This is a genomic window from Streptomyces pactum (genome assembly GCF_002005225.1).
Taxonomy (GTDB): Bacteria; Actinomycetota; Actinomycetes; order Streptomycetales; family Streptomycetaceae; genus Streptomyces; species Streptomyces pactum_A.
Genome location: NZ_CP019724.1, coordinates 1,021,741 through 1,038,159 on the forward strand (window position 1 = coordinate 1,021,741; position 16,419 = coordinate 1,038,159).

A 16,419-nucleotide genomic window follows, 5' to 3' on the forward strand; every position below is an offset into this window, starting at 1 on the left:
CAGACAGGACATTGAAGGGGCTTCTGACCAAGCTCCTATCAGGTCATGTTCCGCCCGGCCGGAGCCATGAGAACAGGTCCCGGTGGCCGGACAGAACAGCCAGAAGACAGTCCAGCAGGACGTCAGTCAGTGGCAGAGCCATGACCACCGGAACCTGAGTATCAGGATCAATGTCGGTGGTGGCCACTACGCTGCAGGCAACAGAGGACAGTGCGTGCTGAGGGATGTCCATGGCCGACGAGTTTCCCGAGTTTCGGCTGAGGCTGCCGAACGGCAAGATGGTGGCCCGGGGGCGGGTGCTGCCCGAGAAAGGGATGAACGGAAGTCTGAAGTTCCTCGTCCTCGCCGGCTCGCCCGTGCATCCCGAGGCGACCCCCGGCATCCCGCCGTACCCCGCGGCCCAACGGGAGAAGCTCGTGGCGGACGGCGGCATCCGCAGGGAGTCGGACCAGTGGCCGAATCACTGGGAGACGACACGGGACATCGAGTGCAACTCCCCCTCGGCGGCCGCGTCCGTGGTGGCGGGGCGCAGCACTGACGGTTTGGCGCAATGGCGCACGGAGGAAGGCTTCCCGCTCGTCGACTACCTCGGGAGCTCGTGGCGCACCCCGCACAAGACCTGGCTGGTGCGGGGCTCCAATGTGTCGGGACGCGACCTGGTGCGGCGGTTGTGGGTTCCGGAGGGATGGGTGACGCTCGCGGCCACGCATCTGCCGCAGGTGGACGAGGCGGACCCCACCAAGAGCGTGCTGCGGCGGTACGTGCAGGAGGGGTACGACGCCACCACCTCGTACAGCCAGAAGCAGGCCATGGTCGACGAGCTGCACTACTTCCTGACCCAGATGCGATTGGGCGACACCCTCTGCGCCATCTCCGGCGGGCAGTTGTACGTGGGCACGGTCACCGGTGAGGCCGAGCAGGTCGAGTCCGAGGGCGGGCTGTCCAATCTGCGCCGGAGGGCCAGGTGGAGGTCGTCCGGAATCCCGTACGACGAGGTGCCGGAGGCCCTTCAGCAGAAGCTCTCGATCCAGCACGACGTCGTCGACCTGACTCCCGTCCAGGCCCTCGTGGAAGGGCTGGGCCGAAGCGACGAAGAGCTGACGGAGGAGGCCAGGGCCATAGACCGGGACCCGAGCGTGGAACTCCCGGCGATCGTCGCCCGCCGCGAGCCCGAACTGCCCGATCCCACGGATGAGCTGGCGGACGAGCTCCTCGTGCACGACGCCGCGTGGCTGCGCGAGGTGCGTGAACTGCTGGCAGACGAGCGGCAGCTGGTGCTGTACGGGCCGCCCGGCACCGGCAAGACCTACCTGGCGCTGAGGCTCGCCGAGTTCCTCGGCGGCGGACCCGAGCAGGTCAAGCTCGTGCAGTTCCATCCGTCGTACGCCTACGAAGACTTCTTCGAGGGCTTCCGGCCCCAGGAGGACGCGCAGACCAGGGAGGTCGCCTTCCGGCTCTCCGCGGGCCCGCTGCGCGAACTCGCGGACCTGGCCTCCCGCGAGGGCAACCGGCACATCCCGCATTTCCTGATCATCGACGAGATCAACCGGGCCAACCTGGCGAAGGTCTTCGGCGAGCTCTACTTCCTGTTGGAATACCGCAACAAGTCGGTGCGGCTCACCTACTCCGGCGACGACTTCGCGCTGCCGCCGAACCTGTTCGTGATCGGCACGATGAACACCGCCGACCGCTCGATCGCTCTCGTGGACGCGGCGATGCGCCGCCGCTTCGCCTTCGTCGAACTGTCACCGCGTACGGAACCCACACGCGGCCTGCTGCGCCGCTGGCTGGCCAGAGAAGGCAAGGACGCGGAGCCCGCCGACCTGCTCGATGTGCTGAACTCCCGCATCGACGATCCCGACTTCCACATCGGGCCCTCGTACCTGATGAAGAAGGGTGTGTACCGCGAGGGCGGCCTGGAGCGGACCTGGCGTACGAAGCCACGGTGCGTGTCACACCCAAGGTGCCCATCGCCCGGCTCTTCTTCCTGCTCGGCTACACGCTTGATCCGCGACGCAGTTGGCGGGACGGGGAGGTCCAGGTCGCCGAGCACCCCGATCTGCTGCCGGCGCTCGCCCATGCCGTGGAGCGACAGGTGGACCGCGCCCTGCGACAAGGCCTGTTGCAGGGGTATCGGGAGACCGAGGAATCCGCGCTCGTCGTCCGCGGCCGGATCAGGGAGGCCGAACAGATCCGGCGCCGGTTCGGGGCCATGCTGCCGGTGGAGGTGGCGTACGACGAGTTCACGACCGACATCGCGGAGAACCGCATCCTGCGCACGGCTGTCGAGCGTCTCCTCCGGCTGCCCGGCATACCGCGCGACGTCCGTCACAGACTGCTGCACCAGCGCGCCCGACTGGCCAACGTCACCACCATCGTGCGCGGGAAGCCGATCCCCGACTGGCGTCCCACCCGCCTCAACTCCCGCTATCACCACGCCTTGCGTCTCTCACGCGTCGTCCTGGACGGTGCCTCCGCCGATCACACGCCCGGCGATCTGCGCATCGAAGGGTTCCTGTTCGACATGAACAAGCTCTTCGAGGACTTCGTGACGGTCGCCTTGCGTGAGGCCTTCCGAACCATGGATTCGGGTCACACCGTCCGGTTCCAGGACCCGCACCACCTCGACGAGGCCGCGACGATCCGCATGAAGCCGGACTTCGTGCTGTACGGGCGCGCCGGCATCCCGTGCGCCGTCGTGGACGCCAAATACAAGGCGGAGAAACGGGGCGGCTACCCGGACGCCGACCTCTACCAGATGCTGGCGTACTGCACAGCCCTCGACCTGCGCGAGGGCCACCTCGTCTATGCGAAGGGCAATGCCCCGCACGCCTCCCACCAGGTACGTCACGCGAGCACCGTCATCCATCAGCACGCCCTCGACCTGGGCCTGCAGCCCGCCGGACTGCTCGCGGAGGTCGAGGAACTGGCCCGGCGGCTGGTGGACTCCCCGCGCGTATGATCGACTGCGGAGTGTCCGACCAGGGTGGGGAGTTCACCTCGTGCCGCAGCTCGCCTTCGCCAACAGTTTCTGGGAGAGCTACGACTCCCTGGAAAAGCCCGTCAAGGCCGGCGTGCGCAAGGCGATGCAGAAGTTCCAACTGCTCTCCGTGCCCGAACTGCACGCGGACAAGGGACTCCACCTCGAGTCCGTGCAGAACGCGCAGGACACCCGCATGCGGACGATCCGCATCAACGACTTCTGGCGCGGAGTCGTCCTCGCCCCGGACGACGGCAGTGATGTGTTCCTGCTCGTCAACGTCGTGCGGCACGACGACGCGTACACCTGGGCGGCCAAGCGGCTGTACACGACGAACTCCGCGACGCGCGCCCTCGAAGTCCGCAACGTGGTCGCGCTCGAACATCTGACTCCGGCTCTGGAGAAGGCGGCTGCCGTCGCCGACTCCCTGCTCTTCGCGAAGTACTCGGACGGCGTGCTGCGCGAACTGGGCATCGACGACCAGGTGCTGCGCGCGGTGCGGACCATCGTCGACGAGGCGCAGCTCAAGGCATTCGAGACACTGCTGCCGGAAGACCAGTGCGAGGTGCTCCAGTACCTCGCCGAAGGGTTCGGCCCCGACGAGGTGTACCGGGACGTGGTCGCCGTCCGCCGCCCGGTCGACGCGGGCCCCGACCCCGACGAGAGCCTCGCAGTCGCCATCGCCAACACCACGAGCCGCATCACGCTGGTCAGTGGTCCCGAAGAGCTGACGGACATCCTGGAGAAGCCGTTCACGGCCTGGCGGGTGTTCCTGCACCCCTCACAGCGCCGGGTCGCCTACCGGGTGTCGTACGGCGGCCCGGTCCAGATCACGGGCGGCCCCGGCACGGGCAAGACGGTCGCGGCCCTGCACCGCGTCAAGCACCTCCTCTCCCGCTCGCCGGACACCCGCGTCCTCCTGACCACCTACACGAACGCGCTGGTTTCCTCCTTGCGCGAGAACCTGTCGCTGCTCGTGGACGATGACCAGGCGCTGCTCGGCCGCGTCGATGTGACCACGGTCAACGCCTACGCGCACGGCGTCGTGACCCACCTCGACGGCAGGGCCCCCTCCCCCGTCAACGACCGGGACGAGAGGCAGCTGTGGCAGCGGGTCGTCAAACAGCTGGGCCTGCCGTGGACGGAACAGTTCCTGGCCCAGGAGTACCGGAATGTCGTCCTCGCCCAGGACCTGCGCACCGCCGACTCCTACCGCAGCGCCCTGCGCCGCGGACGCGGCAGCGCGCTGCCGTCGGCGCGACGCGGTCAACTGTGGTCGGCCGTCGAGCTGTTCGAGTCGATACTGCGCGCACAGAAGGTCACCACACACCTGAAGGTGTGCGCGCGTGCGGCCGACCTCCTGGCCGGGTCGGCTCCCACACACGACCACGTCGTGGTCGACGAAGCACAGGATCTGCATCCCGCGCAGTGGCGAGTCCTTCGCGGCGCGGTGGCGGCGGGCGCCGACGACCTGTTCATCACGGGCGACCCGCACCAGCGTATCTACGACTCGAAGGTGTCCCTCGGCTCCCTGGGCATCTCAGTAACCGGCCGGACGCACCGTCTGCGGATCAACTACCGCTCGACGGAGGAGATCCTGGTCTGGTCGACGGGCGTTCTCAGCCCGGTCTCGGTCGACGACCTGGGTGGCGAGGGCAGCGACACCCTGGCCGGCTACCGTTCCCTCCTGCACGGCCGCCGGCCGCACGTGAACGGGTACGGCTCCGAGCAGGCGGAGGTCGCCGCACTCGTCGAACGCGTCGAGGACTGGATCGCCCAAGGCATCCGGCCGTCGGAGATCGGGGTGTGCGCGCGGTTCAACGTGCTGCTCGACAAGGCCTACGGGAAGCTGGCGGCGGCCGGGGTCCCAGTCGTCCGGGTCAGGGACAACCCAGGGCCCGACCAGGACGGGGTGCGGCTCGCCACCATGCACGCCATGAAGGGGCTGGAGTTCCGCTGTGTCGCGGTCCTGGGCGTGACGGCCGGCGCGGTGCCGTTCGCCCGCGAGGTGACCCCGGCCTCCGTGGACGCACTGCAGCGCGACGCGGATCTGCTGCGCGAGCGGTGTCTGCTGTTCGTGGCGTGCACGCGGGCGCGGGAGGCTCTGTCGGTGACCTGGAGCGGGTCGGCCAGTTCGTTCGTACCCCGGCCTGATCAACTCGCGGACGAGACGATCTGACGGGCCGCGTCACCTTTCCGGGGCGAGTGCTCCGTTGCCGAGCCCGTCCCTTGCCAGGGCCGTCACGTCCCGGCTCAGCTCGACCACTCTCCGCGCCCGCTCCTCGAACTCCTGCAGCGCGCGGAAGGCCGCCCCGTAACGCCGCTGCTCGGTGATGTCCATCTGCGGGATGCGGGCGCCCTTGCTGTCGAGACGGAAGGTGCCGCTGGTGCTCGTAGAGCGCCGGGTGTTGCCGGCGCTGCGCAGAAAGCCCTGAAGATAGGCGGTGTCGAGTTGATCGCTGGTCGAGACCGGTTCCGGATCTCCGTACTCGACGAGCCCTGCCCGCGCGAGGTCGGCGACGCTGACGGTGGGTCCGTCCAGAGAGCTGGGGCCATCGCCCGCGGCCAAGGCCGGCAGCAACTCCGCCAGCAGCCGAACTTGCTCGGTCAACTCCCTTCGTAGGGACTGATATTCGACCGCGAAGTCGCGATGGGAATCCTCGACATGACGGCCTGGCGTGAGGTCCACGGCATCGTCCAGCAGATCGATCAGGGGCACGTCCGCGATCTGCTCAGGGTCCGGTTCCAGTGAGCCGTCCGGATCGACGGCCGTCAGATCGACCATACGGACGCTGGTGGCGGCATCCCCCGGGGTCGGAGGGCGCCGCAGCTGCCAGAGGTGGACCGGAAGCGCATGCGAGGCCGCCGTGCCGGAGGGAAGGGCGGTGACCTGGGTGAGGATGCCACGTCGTACGAGCTCTGCGCGGATACGCCGGCCGGCCTTGCGGTAGGCGACCGAGGCAGGCAGGACCATGAGGACCCGGCCGCCGGGCGCGGTGTGCGCGTACGCGTGTTGCAACCAGGCGAGTTCACCTTCGGCACGAGAGGGGGTACCGAACTCCCAGCGCGAGTCGAGCAACAGATCCTCGCGTCCCCAGTCTGGTTCACCGACCGGCGGATCACAGACCACCAGGTCGGCCTTGAGATGCGTCCACTGGTCATCGCGCAGGGAATCGCCGGCGACGATGTCGGCACCGACGTTCGCGGTGAGGACGGCCCTCATCTGTGCGAACGTGGCCCTGCGGGCGTCGGCCTCCTGCCCGCAGCGTCTTGGGCCCTGCTCTGGGCCGACGGCGAGCAGCAGGGAGCCGATCCCGCAGGCCGGGTCGAAAAGGGTCGCGTCAGGTGCCACCTCACCGGCGAAGTGGCGTACGGCACGAACGGCGCGCGATGAGGTGACCTGGTCCGATCCTGCTCGGCGTACGGAGTCGGTGAAGCGCTCCGCCAGGGCGCTCACCGCCTCTGCCGCGCCACCGCTCCCGGCGAGATCGCGCGCGAGCCGGGCGACGTCCGCCGGAAGCTCCTCACCTGCCTCTCCCTCGATGAGGAAACGGGCGACGTCCACGAGCCCGCCGAGCATGTCGTCGCCGTAGGCTCCGCGCAGCGCCTGCCACAGCTGTACCTCCACGGAGACTTGCTGCCCCTTGTGCTGCCTGTCCAGCCAGGCCTGCACCTCGGCCAGGTCGAACAGCGGACTGTTGACGCCGCCGCCGACAGGCGCGGGGAAGTCACCGTAACGTCGCCGCCAGTTCGAGACCGCGGCGCGGGTGACACCAGCCAGCCGTGCGATCTCGGAGCCGGTGACCAGCGGCGTGGCCTGCGGGGCGGAGGTGTCCGTCATACGGGCAACCGTACACAGGGCCCATGCCACTATCAATGTATGTATTTGTTGACGCCGCTAACAACGGATCTGATGACACACCGTGTACTGAAAGTAGCGGCTCTTCCCGGTGGCATGTGAGGCATCCCTGATCACTGGCCGGTGTTCTCGCGGCGGACACCGGCCGTGTTTCGCGCCCACGTGGCTGCGAGCGATACGGTCGTCCGATCGCTCCGTCGACACGACTGGGTGGGTACCGGGGGTGCCGCCGCTGGACGGAGCAGTCAGTGAGTCCGCAGCCCCGCCCGGCGTCGTCACCCGAGGTCCTCCAGCAGCAGATCGAGTGCCGCCTCCTCGTGCAGGGTGATGCCCAGAGCGTCCATGGTGGGGGCCAGTTCCGCGTCCCACACGGCCTCGGCCGGCGGACCGGCGAGGGCGATCTGCGGTGTGCCGCGCACCTGCGTGCGGGTCGCGAGGTATTCGTAGTCGGCCGCTCGCATACGCCACGGCTCAGCTCCGGACCGCTGCATGATCCGGTTGGCCAGCGTGATGCCGGGACAGTCGAAGTCACCGTGGTACGCGAAGGTGCACCCGGACGCCGCCAACGCGTCCAGGAGGGTGAGAACGACTGTCGTCGCGCTCCCCGACGTGCAGACCATGTGCGCCGTACGGCCGGTGTCGGCCGCGGCTTCGACCACGTGTGGGTTCTCGCAGACGTGGACGTGGGTGCCAGGCGGCATCTCCGGCCTCAGTGTGCGTAGCTCACGCAGGGTCACATGAGTTTCCGTGTGGTGGTCGGCTCGCTCACGCAGGGCCGCCTCCCGCCACGTGCCGCCGGTGGGGCGCAGGCCGAAAGTGAGCACCGTGCTGGACACCTCGTCCGGGGTGACCGAGGCCGTGCGCCACAGGGCCCGGCGCGCGGGCGCATCTGCGGGGAGCTCGACACCGTGCGCCAGCGCGATGCCGCGGAGGACCAGCCGGGACAGCAGCGTGCCGTCGTCCAGGCCGTGGGCCGAGCCGGTGGCGCGGGTGGCCAGTTCGCCGCGGCCCCAGATGGCCGGGGTGGAGCGTGGGGCCGTGCCGGGGAAGAGCATCGCCAGTGTCCGGACGGCCTGGGTGATGACGGTGGCCGCGGTGTTCGGGCCCTGGCGGGCGAGTGCGCCGCCGCGTCGTATCTCCTCCAGCCACTGTGCTGTCCAGGGCTGGGCCGACAGTGACGTGACTTCCACCTCCGTCTGAGCCGCTGACCACACGCGGGCTCGTTCGGCTGCCGCCGCGTCGCGGACCGCCCGGCGGTTGGTCAGGGACGGCCCCAGTTCCTCCAGTGTGGAGGCCAGGCCCCGTCCGACCGCGCTGGTGCGCAGGCGGGTGTCCAGGTCCGGCAGGCGGATCGTGGTGGTGGGGCCGGTGATCGGTCGAGCCAGGAGGAGGGAAAGTGCCTCGCGCTCCTGCGCGTCCAGGTGCTCGAGTCTGATGCTCCCGGCCGGTTGGAGGCCGTTGCGTTCGAGCCCGGTCCGTACCGCCGTCCAGAGGCGGGTGAGGCCCGGCCGGGTGAGAAACGCGAAGGCTTCGGCGGCCGGAGGATGTTCGTCGGCGCTTTCACGTCCCGTCATACCGACATCAGTCTCCGCTGTCGCCCGTTCCACATGTAGTGGAGCGTGGCCACGCCCCGTACATGCGGGTCCCGCAGGCACTCGTAGATGTGGCGGGACGGTACGTCGGGCCAGTTGCCGATCAGTCGCTCGCTGGTGAGAACGAAGTCGAGGTCGAGGTCCGGGCGGCCCTCCAGCTCGGCCAGCCAGGCCGGCGGGAGGGCCGTCTCCCCGGCTGCCCGGTGCCGCGTCGTTCACCACCCAGGAGATGAAGGCGAACCAGCCGCGGTAGTCCAGGGCGGTGCGCAGATGGGCGGCATAGCCGGCGGCCGGGTCGGCGCGGCGGGCGTCCTCGATACGGCGCTGGAGGACGTCGCGGAGTTGCTCGGACTGCTCACGGGTGCGCAGCCCGGAGGGGCTGCGCAGGAGGTCGACGGCCGCCTTGACATCGGCTTCGACACCGTCCGCCAGCTTCCAGTCGAGGGTGACGCCCAGGTCGTCGGCCGAACACCCGTTCGGGCGTCCGTCTCGGGATGCGCGAGGACTAATGCTGACCAGATGCTGACTTACCTGACGACGTGCCAGGTACGCACTTCGTCGAGCACGGAGCCACCCTCCGCATTGACCTGGAAGTCGTTCGAGGCACCCGGCATCCCGGAGCTTCGCCCGGCCCCAAAACGTTAGGCGATCGAGTGGGACCATGACTGGCTGGTGCTCCACCGGCGCCGGCCGCGACTACGGGACGCCCCGACCCGATCAGCTCCGCCGACCGCTCCGGACCCTCACAGTGGTCGGTCAGCGGCGGCTGCGGAAGCCACGGTCCGACGTACGTCTCCCGCCGGACGCGGGCCGAGCGCGGCACGTCGGTGGAGATGCGGGTGACGGCGGCCGGCGAGAAGGCCCTGGTCGAGGTGGATCGCGTCGGCGTGGCCTTTTGTAGCGCGGCCAGGCCCCCTGGACCGCTGCCTCGGCCTCACTGACGCTGCCGAGCAGTACGTGACACGGATGATCGACACCGCGCGTCCCTGTCAGACGCCATGCCGCCGACCAGCGGGCAGGCATCACCTGATCGAAGCAGCCCGTCGGCGCACAGAGCGCAGTGATCCGATTTTTCTGTATACGGTGATCGTGGATCACGATCAGCGTCCTGCCGGGCCGACGTCCGGCGGACCCACGTCCCTCGCACAGTCCCCCGCAGACACCGGGCCGGGCGCACGCCGGACGGAGAGAAGGTGCTGGCATGCCGGTGAACGTCACCTACCCGGGCGTCTACATCGACGAGGTCAAGAGTTCCGTCAGGACGATCGCGGGCGTTCCGACCTCGGTTGCCGCGTTCGTCGGTCACGCCCCGCGCGGTCCGGTGGACCGGCCGGTGCACATCACCGGCTGGGCCGACTACGAGGCCAACTTCGGTGGCCTCCAGGCGAACTGCCCGATGAGCTACGCGGTGTACCAGTTCTACCTGAACGGCGGGAGCGAGGCCGAGATCGTCAGGGTGGTGAAGGAGGACGAGGAGGTCGTCCACCTGCCTCTCCCGACGACCCCGTCCGCGCGACAGCCCGCCCGGCCGCCGTCCCCGCCCGCGGAGAACGGCGAGGCGGCGGAACCCTCCCACGCCGCAGGGGACGACGTGGCCTCCGGTGAACAGAACCGAGGACGGGACGGGGCGGGTGGCGCCGGCAGGCAGGCCGCCGGTCGTCCGGGCGGGGAGCCCACCGGGTCGCCGGGCCTCGTCGCCGCCTCGCCGGGGCGGTGGGCGCGGAAGCTGCGCGCCCGTGTCGACCACGACACCTCCGAGTTCGAACCGTCCGAGCTGAGGGACAACCCCGACCCGCCGCGCGAGCTGTTCAACCTGACCGTGCGCGACATGGCGACCGGCGCCGAGGAGCGGTACCTCAACGTCAGTGTCGAGCCGGGCAGTCCGCGCGGTCTCGCCCAGCTCTTGGAGTCCTCCCAGCTCGTCCGCGTCGCCCCCGGCGCCTCACTCGACACGGTGCCGCAGGCCAACGCCGTCCCGAAGGACGTTTCCGATCCCTTCGCGGCCAGGACACCGCACGCGCCAAAAGGGCAGGCGCCGTTCTACTACGCACCGGTCGACGCCGACGCGAGCCGTACCGACAGGGAAACGTCTCCGCCGCCCCTGGCGGCCTACGCGGGCAATGCGTCGCTGAAGACCGGCCTGTACCAACTGCTGAAGACGGACATCTTCAACATGCTCTGCCTTCCGGACGCCCACTGGCTCGACGAGCACAGGGAGGGCGCGGCCAAGTCCCTGCGGGCCGAGGCGCTGCGGCTGTGCCTGCAACGACGGGCCGTCCTCCTGGTCGACCCGCCCCCGAAGTGGACGAGCCCGGAACCGAGCGGCGATTCGAACGCCGGTGTCGTGGCCGCCGTCCTCGCTAGTGCGGAGGAGGTCGAAGCGGGCGACGGCGGCAGGAACGCCGCGGTCTACTACCCCCGCGTCCTCGCGCCCGACCCTCTGCTCGGCGGAGCCGTCCGGCCCTTTCCGCCCTGCGGGGTGATGGCCGGTGTCCTGGCCCGCACCGATGTCCAGCGAGGCGTGTGGAAGGCCCCGGCCGGTACGGACGCCTCGTTGAGCGGTGTCAGCGACCTGGAAGTGCCGCTGACCGATCCGGAGATCGGACGTCTCAACCCGGTCGGCATCAACTGCCTGCGGCGGCTGCCGGCGGCCGGCCCGGTCGCCTGGGGGGCGCGCACCCTGCGCGGGGCCGACCGGCTCGCCGACGAATGGAAGTACCTGCCGGTCCGCCGCCTGGCCCTCTTCATCGAGGAGAGCCTGTTCCGCGGCACGCAGTGGGTGGTGTTCGAGCCGAACGACGAACCGCTGTGGGCGTCGGTCCGGCTCAACGTCGGCGCGTTCATGAACTCGCTGTTCCGCGCGGGCGCGTTCCAGGGCCGGACTCCCCAGGAGGCCTACCTGGTCAAGTGCGACAAGGACACCAACCCCCAGAACGACATCGACCGCGGAATCGTGAACATCCACGTGGGCTTCGCCCCGCTGAAACCCGCGGAGTTCGTGATCGTCCACATCCAGCAACTCGCCGGTCAGATCCAGGTCTAGGAGGACGACCGATGCCGGAAGTCACACGCCGCGATCCTTTCAAGAACTTCCGGTTCCGGGTGAAGTTCAGCGGGGAGACGGCCTACATCGCCGGAATCAGCAAGGTCAGCGGACTCACGCGGACGACCGAGGTCATCCGGCACCGCGACGGCGGAGACCCCGGCACCAGCCGCAAGCTCCCCGGCCGCACCGAGTACGAGGCCATCACCCTGCAACGGGGATGCACCATCGACACGGCCTTCGAGGAATGGGCCAACAGGGTCTGGAGCCTGAAGAACTCGGCGGGCGGCCTGGAGACCTCCCTCAAGGACTTCCGGCGCGACCTCATCATCGACGTCTTCGACGAGGGCGGCCAGCAGGTGCTGTCCTACTCCGTCCACGACTGCTGGGTCTCCGAATACCATGGCCTGCACGAACTCGACGCCGGGTCCAACGCCGTCGCCTTCGAGCGGATCAAGGTGGAACACCACGGCTGGGTGCGGGAACACACCGACCCGCCGCAGCAGCCGCAGTTCACCGATACCGCCGGGTGACAGCATGCCGCGTCGACTGACAGAGGCGAACGTCCTCGAGGTCTGGGAGGGCGGACTCGACAGCACGCCGACGGCCCGCGCCCTGCTGATCGCTTCGATGACGATGGCGTCCCGCGGCGAACCGGACGTCGCCGACCTGCCGTTGAGCTCCGTCAACACCCTCCTCCTGGACCTTCGGTGCGGCGCGTTCGGCGACGTGTTGCCCTGCACGACCGACTGCCCGGCGTGCGGCGACGGCCTCGACGTCACCGTGGCGGCGGAAGAGCTGCGACCGGCCGCGGCGGGCGGTCGGACCGGTGAGGCAGCCGCCGTCCCGGCCACGGCCACGCTGACGACGGGCGGCTTCACGATCTCCTACCGTGCCCTCACCGGCCGGGACGTCCGGGCCGTCGACCCCACGGCGCCCGGGGCACGCCGGACTCTGGTGCGCCGATGCGTGCTGAGCGTCAGTCCGCCCGTCGACGATCTGCCCGACGACGTACTCGACGCGTTGGCCCCGCGGTTGGCGGAGCTCGACCCGGGGGCCGACACCGTACTGACGCTGGACTGCCCGCAGTGCGAGCACCGTTGGGAGGCCGCCCTCGACATCGCCGACCACGTGTGGGCCGACGTGTCCGGCTACGCGCGCAGGGTCCTGCACGACGTCCACGCTCTGGCGCGGGCCTACGGCTGGTCGGAGGCCGACGTGCTGTCGGTCAGCCCGGCGCGGCGGCGGTTCTATCTGGAGGTGAGCTCCGGATGACCGACTTCGTGGACCGGCTGCTGGGAGCGCCGGGCCCGCGCCTGCGACCGCTGGCGCCCCACGCGTTCGACCCCCGCGCGCCACGCCTGCCGGGCGGCGCGGACCGGGCGGACGCGGACCGGGCGGACGCGGACCGGGCGGACGCGGAGCTCGTGGAGGCTGAGGAGGAGCTGACGGCGACCACGAGTCCGGCGACGGCGGTCGACATGCCGCCTGACACGGCGGCCTCCGCGACGGCGACTGATGCGGCCGGTTCGACGCCGCCGATCTCGCCGACCCCGCCGGACACGCCGTCCCGGCCTGTGGCTGTCGCCGGAGCCGGTGATGACGACGATGACGGCGTTGACGACATGGACAAGGGGGAGGCTCCTGGTGAGCGGATGGCGTCCGTGCCCCCGTACGTCGGCAACCCGCGGCCTTCCCGTACCGGCGCCGTGACCGGTGATCGCACCGCGTCGGCCGACCCGTCACCGACGGACGAGGACCGCACCCCTACCGCCGACGGGCAACCGGGGCATGGTCCTGTCCACCTCAACCGCCCCGACCGTCCCTACCGTCCCGATAGCCGTGACCACCCGCATCGGCCCACCGTCGGTGCGGGGCATCGCGCGTTCGCCTCCCCGCCGCCGGCCTGTGGGCCTGCGTCCGCCGTCGATACGCCCACCCGGACCGATCCCACGGTTCTCACGGCCACGCCGTCTTCCGGCGAACCGCAGGCCTCACCCTCCGCGCCGTCGGCAGCGCACTCCGTGCCGGCCTCTCCCCCGCCCTACCTGCGTTCGCACGGGACCCGTGGGATCCGCGAGTACCCGGACGTGTCATCGCGGGAGCCGACGATGCCCGGCCCCGAGGCGGCGCGGGAACCGGAGCCGCGGCCGGGCGTGGCTCCCGAGGTCCCGCGCGCTCCAGGACAAGGACCTGCCGTGCGACGCGACCCCGCCCCCGCCCCCGCGGTGCGGCGTGCCCACGTCGGTGGCTCCGCCGGGGCCCCCTCCGCGTCGGCACACGGCAAGTCGACCTCCGCCACGCCCCCCGAGGCACCAGCGGCCGCCGGCACCGCCGCGGCCACCGAGGGCGCTGAGATCATCGAACCCGCTGAAGCCACAGCGGCGTCACCGGGCCGCCCCGCCGCACCCCGCGTCGCGGGGGGCGCGCCGTCCCCGCAGTCGTCCGCCGCCTGCCCCGTCGCGGACACGCCCCGGACGTCTTCGCCTCCGAGCCCGCCTTCCGTACCCGCCCGACCCGCCCGTACCACGACGCCCGTCTCCCGTCGGCCCGCCTCCGTGACGCGCCGGGCCCCCTCCGGCTCGCCGGCACCGCCCGATCACCCCGTGGCTCCACCGGTGCCGACCGCGCCGGACAGGGGAACCCCGCCCCCGGCGGCACAGCCCGCGGACACCGTCGTACGCGTCACCATCGACCGTCTGGTCGTGCACACCACGCCCGCCGAGCCTGTCGTCGACGCCCCGGCTCCGGAGCGGCGGTCGCGGCTGAACCTCGATGAGTACCTCGGGAGGCGGCCGTGAGTGACGCGCTCGCCATCGCCGCGGTGACGGAGACCGTGCGGGCCGTGCTGGGAGAAGCCGTCCAGCACACGGTGCCCGGCGCGGAAGTGACGGCCCGTCACCCCAACGGCGCGGGCGACGCCGACGCCGCGCGTACCGGACCGGCGCTGAACGTCTTCCTGTACAGAACCGACGTCGACCCGGCCTGGCGGAACACCGACCCCGTCGGCACCCACCCCGGTGAGACCCGCCACCCGGCGCTCGCGCTCGCCCTGCACTACCTGTTCTCCGCGTACGCGCCGCCGGGGGACGACTCCACCCTTGCGGAGCGGCTGATCGGGGCGGCGATGTCGGCGCTGCACGACCGGCCCGAGCTGCGCGCGGACGATCTCAGGGCCGCCGCGGACTTCAGCGATCTGCACCTGCAGCAGGAACCGGTGAAGCTCACGCCGTCGGTGCTGACGGCCGACCAGATGTGCCGCCTGTGGACGTCCCTGGGCGGCGGCTACCGGCTGTCGGTGGCCTACGAGGCCCGCGTCGTGCTCATCGACAGCTCCGCTCCCGGCCGCACGCCCCTGCCGGTGCTGCGTCGCGGGGAGGCCGGGGCCGGGCCCGTGGCGGCGCCGACGGCGGCGGCGCCGTGGCCGGTGCTGGATGCCGTCCGGCCCTCCGTCGCCGCACCGGGGTCCGACATCGTGCTCAGCGGCAGCGGGTTGGCCGCGGGAGCGCCGAGCGTACACCTGACGCACATGTTGCTCGGCGGGCCGCCGGTCGTGCTGCCGGCCCGCGCCGACAGGGCCGACGCGGTGCGCGCCACGCTGGGCGAGGACCTCGGTGCGGGCTGCTGGTCGGCGGTCGTCGTGCTCAGCGCTGCCGACGGCGGCGAACGAGCCACCCGGCCCCGGACACTGCGCGTCGCGCCGCGTGTCACGAGCGCCCTGCCGCTGACCGCCGTACGGGACCCGCAGGGAGCCGCGGTGCTGGAGGTGCGCTGCGCATCCGCTGTCCACCCGGGCCAGCGGGTGGAACTGCTCGTGGACAGTCGGCCGGTGACAGCCGAGCCCTTCACGCGGGCCACCCGCACCCTGCGGTTCCGGCTGGCCGCGGGCGCGCCGGGGCGGTATCCGCTGCGCCTTCGCGTGGACGGGGTGGACAGCCCGCTGACCGACGCGGAAACCGAGCGGTTCGACGCCGACACGGCGGTGGTGATCACATGACGACCAGCCGTGTCGAACTGCACATCCGCCGACTGGAGCTCGATGCGGCCACCGCGCCGTCCCGGGCGGCGCTGTGCGCGGCCGTGGAGGCGGAAGTCGCGGCGCGGCTCGGCCTCGGCCCCGCCTACCGGGACCGGGCCGGGGCCGACGGCACCGGCCCTGGCAGGGCCGGCCGCTGCTCCGTACCGGCGGATGCCGCGCTCACCGCTCTCGGCCGGCAGGTCGCCCTGGCCGTCCTGCGGGAGCTGGGCGTACACGAGGCTGCGCGGCCACGACCGCGGGCAGGTGAGCACAGGCCATGACCGCACTCGCGCCTCGGCGGGGCGGGATCGTCTTCCTCGATCCCGAACAGGGACGTGTGCTGCGCGTCGTGCCCTTCCAGTACAACCCCGACAGCATCACCCGCACGCTCCGCCCGCGGGGCATCGGCGCGGATGCCGGGGACCGGCTGGAGGCACTGCGGTTGCCGGGACCGCCCCGCGAGACCTTCCGCATCGAGGCGGAGTTCGACGCCACCGACCAGCCGGGTGCGGCGGGCGGTCCGGCGCCACCCGCGGAATCCGGGCTGCTGGGAATGCTGTCCGTGCTGGAGACGGCCGTCAGTCCCACGGTCGAGCAACTGACCCGGCAGAACGATCTGGCCGCCAGGGGAATCCTGGAGATCGCCCCCGTCCAGGCCCCACTGCCGGTGCTGGTGCTGGGCCCGCGCCGGGTGCTGCCCGTCCGGATGCTCGGCATCGACGTGACGGAGGAGGCGTACGACGGGGAGCTGAACCCGATCCGGGCGCGAGTGACGCTCACGGTGCGGATCCTCACCGTCGACGACGTCGGCTTCAGCCACCGTGCGGGCGGTCTCCATCTGCAGTACCAGCAGGGCAGGGAACGCTTCGCGGGGCTCGTCGGATACGGCCCCGGAGCAGTCGGCTACGCGGGGGGCTGAGCCGTGCA

At 71.0% G+C, this 16,419-nt stretch carries 11 protein-coding genes and 1 pseudogene; 10 read left to right on the forward strand and 2 right to left on the reverse strand.

The genetic code is table 11. From position 1 onward, the window contains the following. Nucleotides 1-230 precede the first annotated feature (230 nt). The 3 genes and pseudogenes from B1H29_RS04530 to B1H29_RS04540 form a co-directional block, all read left to right on the forward strand. Nucleotides 231-1,940, forward strand: a pseudogene (locus tag B1H29_RS04530) (DUF4357 domain-containing protein); the annotation flags it as partial. Nucleotides 1,941-1,963: 23 nt separating this feature from the next. After that, the gene (locus tag B1H29_RS04535; protein WP_432280066.1) at nt 1,964-2,962 is read left to right on the forward strand and encodes an McrC family protein; all 999 of its coding nucleotides are present in this window, start codon (nt 1,964-1,966) and stop codon (nt 2,960-2,962) included. 40 nt (nt 2,963-3,002) lie between these two features. Then, the gene (locus tag B1H29_RS04540; protein ID WP_055420992.1) at nt 3,003-5,159 is read left to right on the forward strand and encodes a UvrD-helicase domain-containing protein; all 2,157 of its coding nucleotides are present in this window, start codon (nt 3,003-3,005) and stop codon (nt 5,157-5,159) included. 9 nt (nt 5,160-5,168) lie between these two features. Here the strand turns inward: B1H29_RS04540 and B1H29_RS04545 are convergent, their stop codons facing one another. Both B1H29_RS04545 and B1H29_RS04550 read right to left on the reverse strand, forming a co-directional pair. Next, a complete protein-coding gene (locus tag B1H29_RS04545) occupies nt 5,169-6,821 on the reverse strand; it encodes an N-6 DNA methylase (protein WP_055420991.1) in 1,653 nt (550 codons plus the stop codon). 293 nt (nt 6,822-7,114) lie between these two features. Further along, a complete protein-coding gene (locus B1H29_RS04550; protein WP_055420990.1) occupies nt 7,115-8,413 on the reverse strand; it encodes a TIGR02679 family protein in 1,299 nt (432 codons plus the stop codon). 1,219 nt (nt 8,414-9,632) lie between these two features. On the opposite strand from B1H29_RS04550, the gene B1H29_RS04565 reads away from it, so the two are divergent. The 7 genes from B1H29_RS04565 (at nt 9,633) to B1H29_RS04590 (ending at nt 16,411) form a co-directional block, all read left to right on the forward strand. Then, the gene (locus tag B1H29_RS04565) at nt 9,633-11,474 is read left to right on the forward strand and encodes a phage tail sheath family protein (protein WP_055420988.1); all 1,842 of its coding nucleotides are present in this window, start codon (nt 9,633-9,635) and stop codon (nt 11,472-11,474) included. 11 nt (nt 11,475-11,485) lie between these two features. Then, on the forward strand, nt 11,486-12,007 hold the full coding sequence (locus tag B1H29_RS04570; RefSeq protein WP_055420987.1) for a phage tail protein: 522 nt from the start codon (nt 11,486-11,488) through the stop codon (nt 12,005-12,007). Between the two features lie 4 nt (nt 12,008-12,011). Beyond that, entirely contained in the window at nt 12,012-12,749 is a 738-nt protein-coding gene (locus B1H29_RS04575; RefSeq protein WP_055420986.1) for a hypothetical protein, read from the forward strand. Nucleotides 12,750-14,080: 1,331 nt separating this feature from the next. Next, nucleotides 14,081-14,275 (forward strand): hypothetical protein, encoded by a 195-nt coding sequence (locus tag B1H29_RS04580; protein ID WP_159027767.1) that lies wholly within the window; start codon nt 14,081-14,083, stop codon nt 14,273-14,275. Continuing rightward, a complete protein-coding gene (locus B1H29_RS04585) occupies nt 14,272-15,471 on the forward strand; it encodes a DUF4255 domain-containing protein (protein ID WP_055420984.1) in 1,200 nt (399 codons plus the stop codon). Before B1H29_RS04580 ends, B1H29_RS04585 begins: the two co-directional genes overlap by 4 nt. Then, nucleotides 15,468-15,773: a hypothetical protein gene (locus tag B1H29_RS37055; RefSeq protein WP_055420983.1), complete on the forward strand. Its 306-nt coding sequence runs from the start codon at nt 15,468-15,470 to the stop codon at nt 15,771-15,773. The genes B1H29_RS04585 and B1H29_RS37055 overlap by 4 nt, the downstream gene beginning before the upstream one ends. After that, nucleotides 15,770-16,411 carry a hypothetical protein gene (locus B1H29_RS04590; protein ID WP_055420982.1) on the forward strand — a complete coding sequence of 214 codons (642 nt, stop codon included), beginning with the start codon at nt 15,770-15,772 and terminating at the stop codon, nt 16,409-16,411. Before B1H29_RS37055 ends, B1H29_RS04590 begins: the two co-directional genes overlap by 4 nt. Nucleotides 16,412-16,419: the final 8 nt, after the last annotated feature.

Bases quoted from the DNA above. Each gene is read 5' to 3' on its own strand.
- B1H29_RS04545 (WP_055420991.1), bottom strand. From the start codon at position 6,821: ATGACGGACACCTCCGCCCCGCAGGCCACGCCGCTGGTCACCGGCTCC.
- B1H29_RS04550 (WP_055420990.1), bottom strand. From the start codon at position 8,413: ATGACGGGACGTGAAAGCGCCGACGAACATCCTCCGGCCGCCGAAGCC.
- B1H29_RS04565 (WP_055420988.1), top strand. From the start codon at position 9,633: ATGCCGGTGAACGTCACCTACCCGGGCGTCTACATCGACGAGGTCAAG.
- B1H29_RS04570 (WP_055420987.1), top strand. From the start codon at position 11,486: ATGCCGGAAGTCACACGCCGCGATCCTTTCAAGAACTTCCGGTTCCGG.
- B1H29_RS04575 (WP_055420986.1), top strand. From the start codon at position 12,012: ATGCCGCGTCGACTGACAGAGGCGAACGTCCTCGAGGTCTGGGAGGGC.
- B1H29_RS37055 (WP_055420983.1), top strand. From the start codon at position 15,468: ATGACGACCAGCCGTGTCGAACTGCACATCCGCCGACTGGAGCTCGAT.
- B1H29_RS04590 (WP_055420982.1), top strand. From the start codon at position 15,770: ATGACCGCACTCGCGCCTCGGCGGGGCGGGATCGTCTTCCTCGATCCC.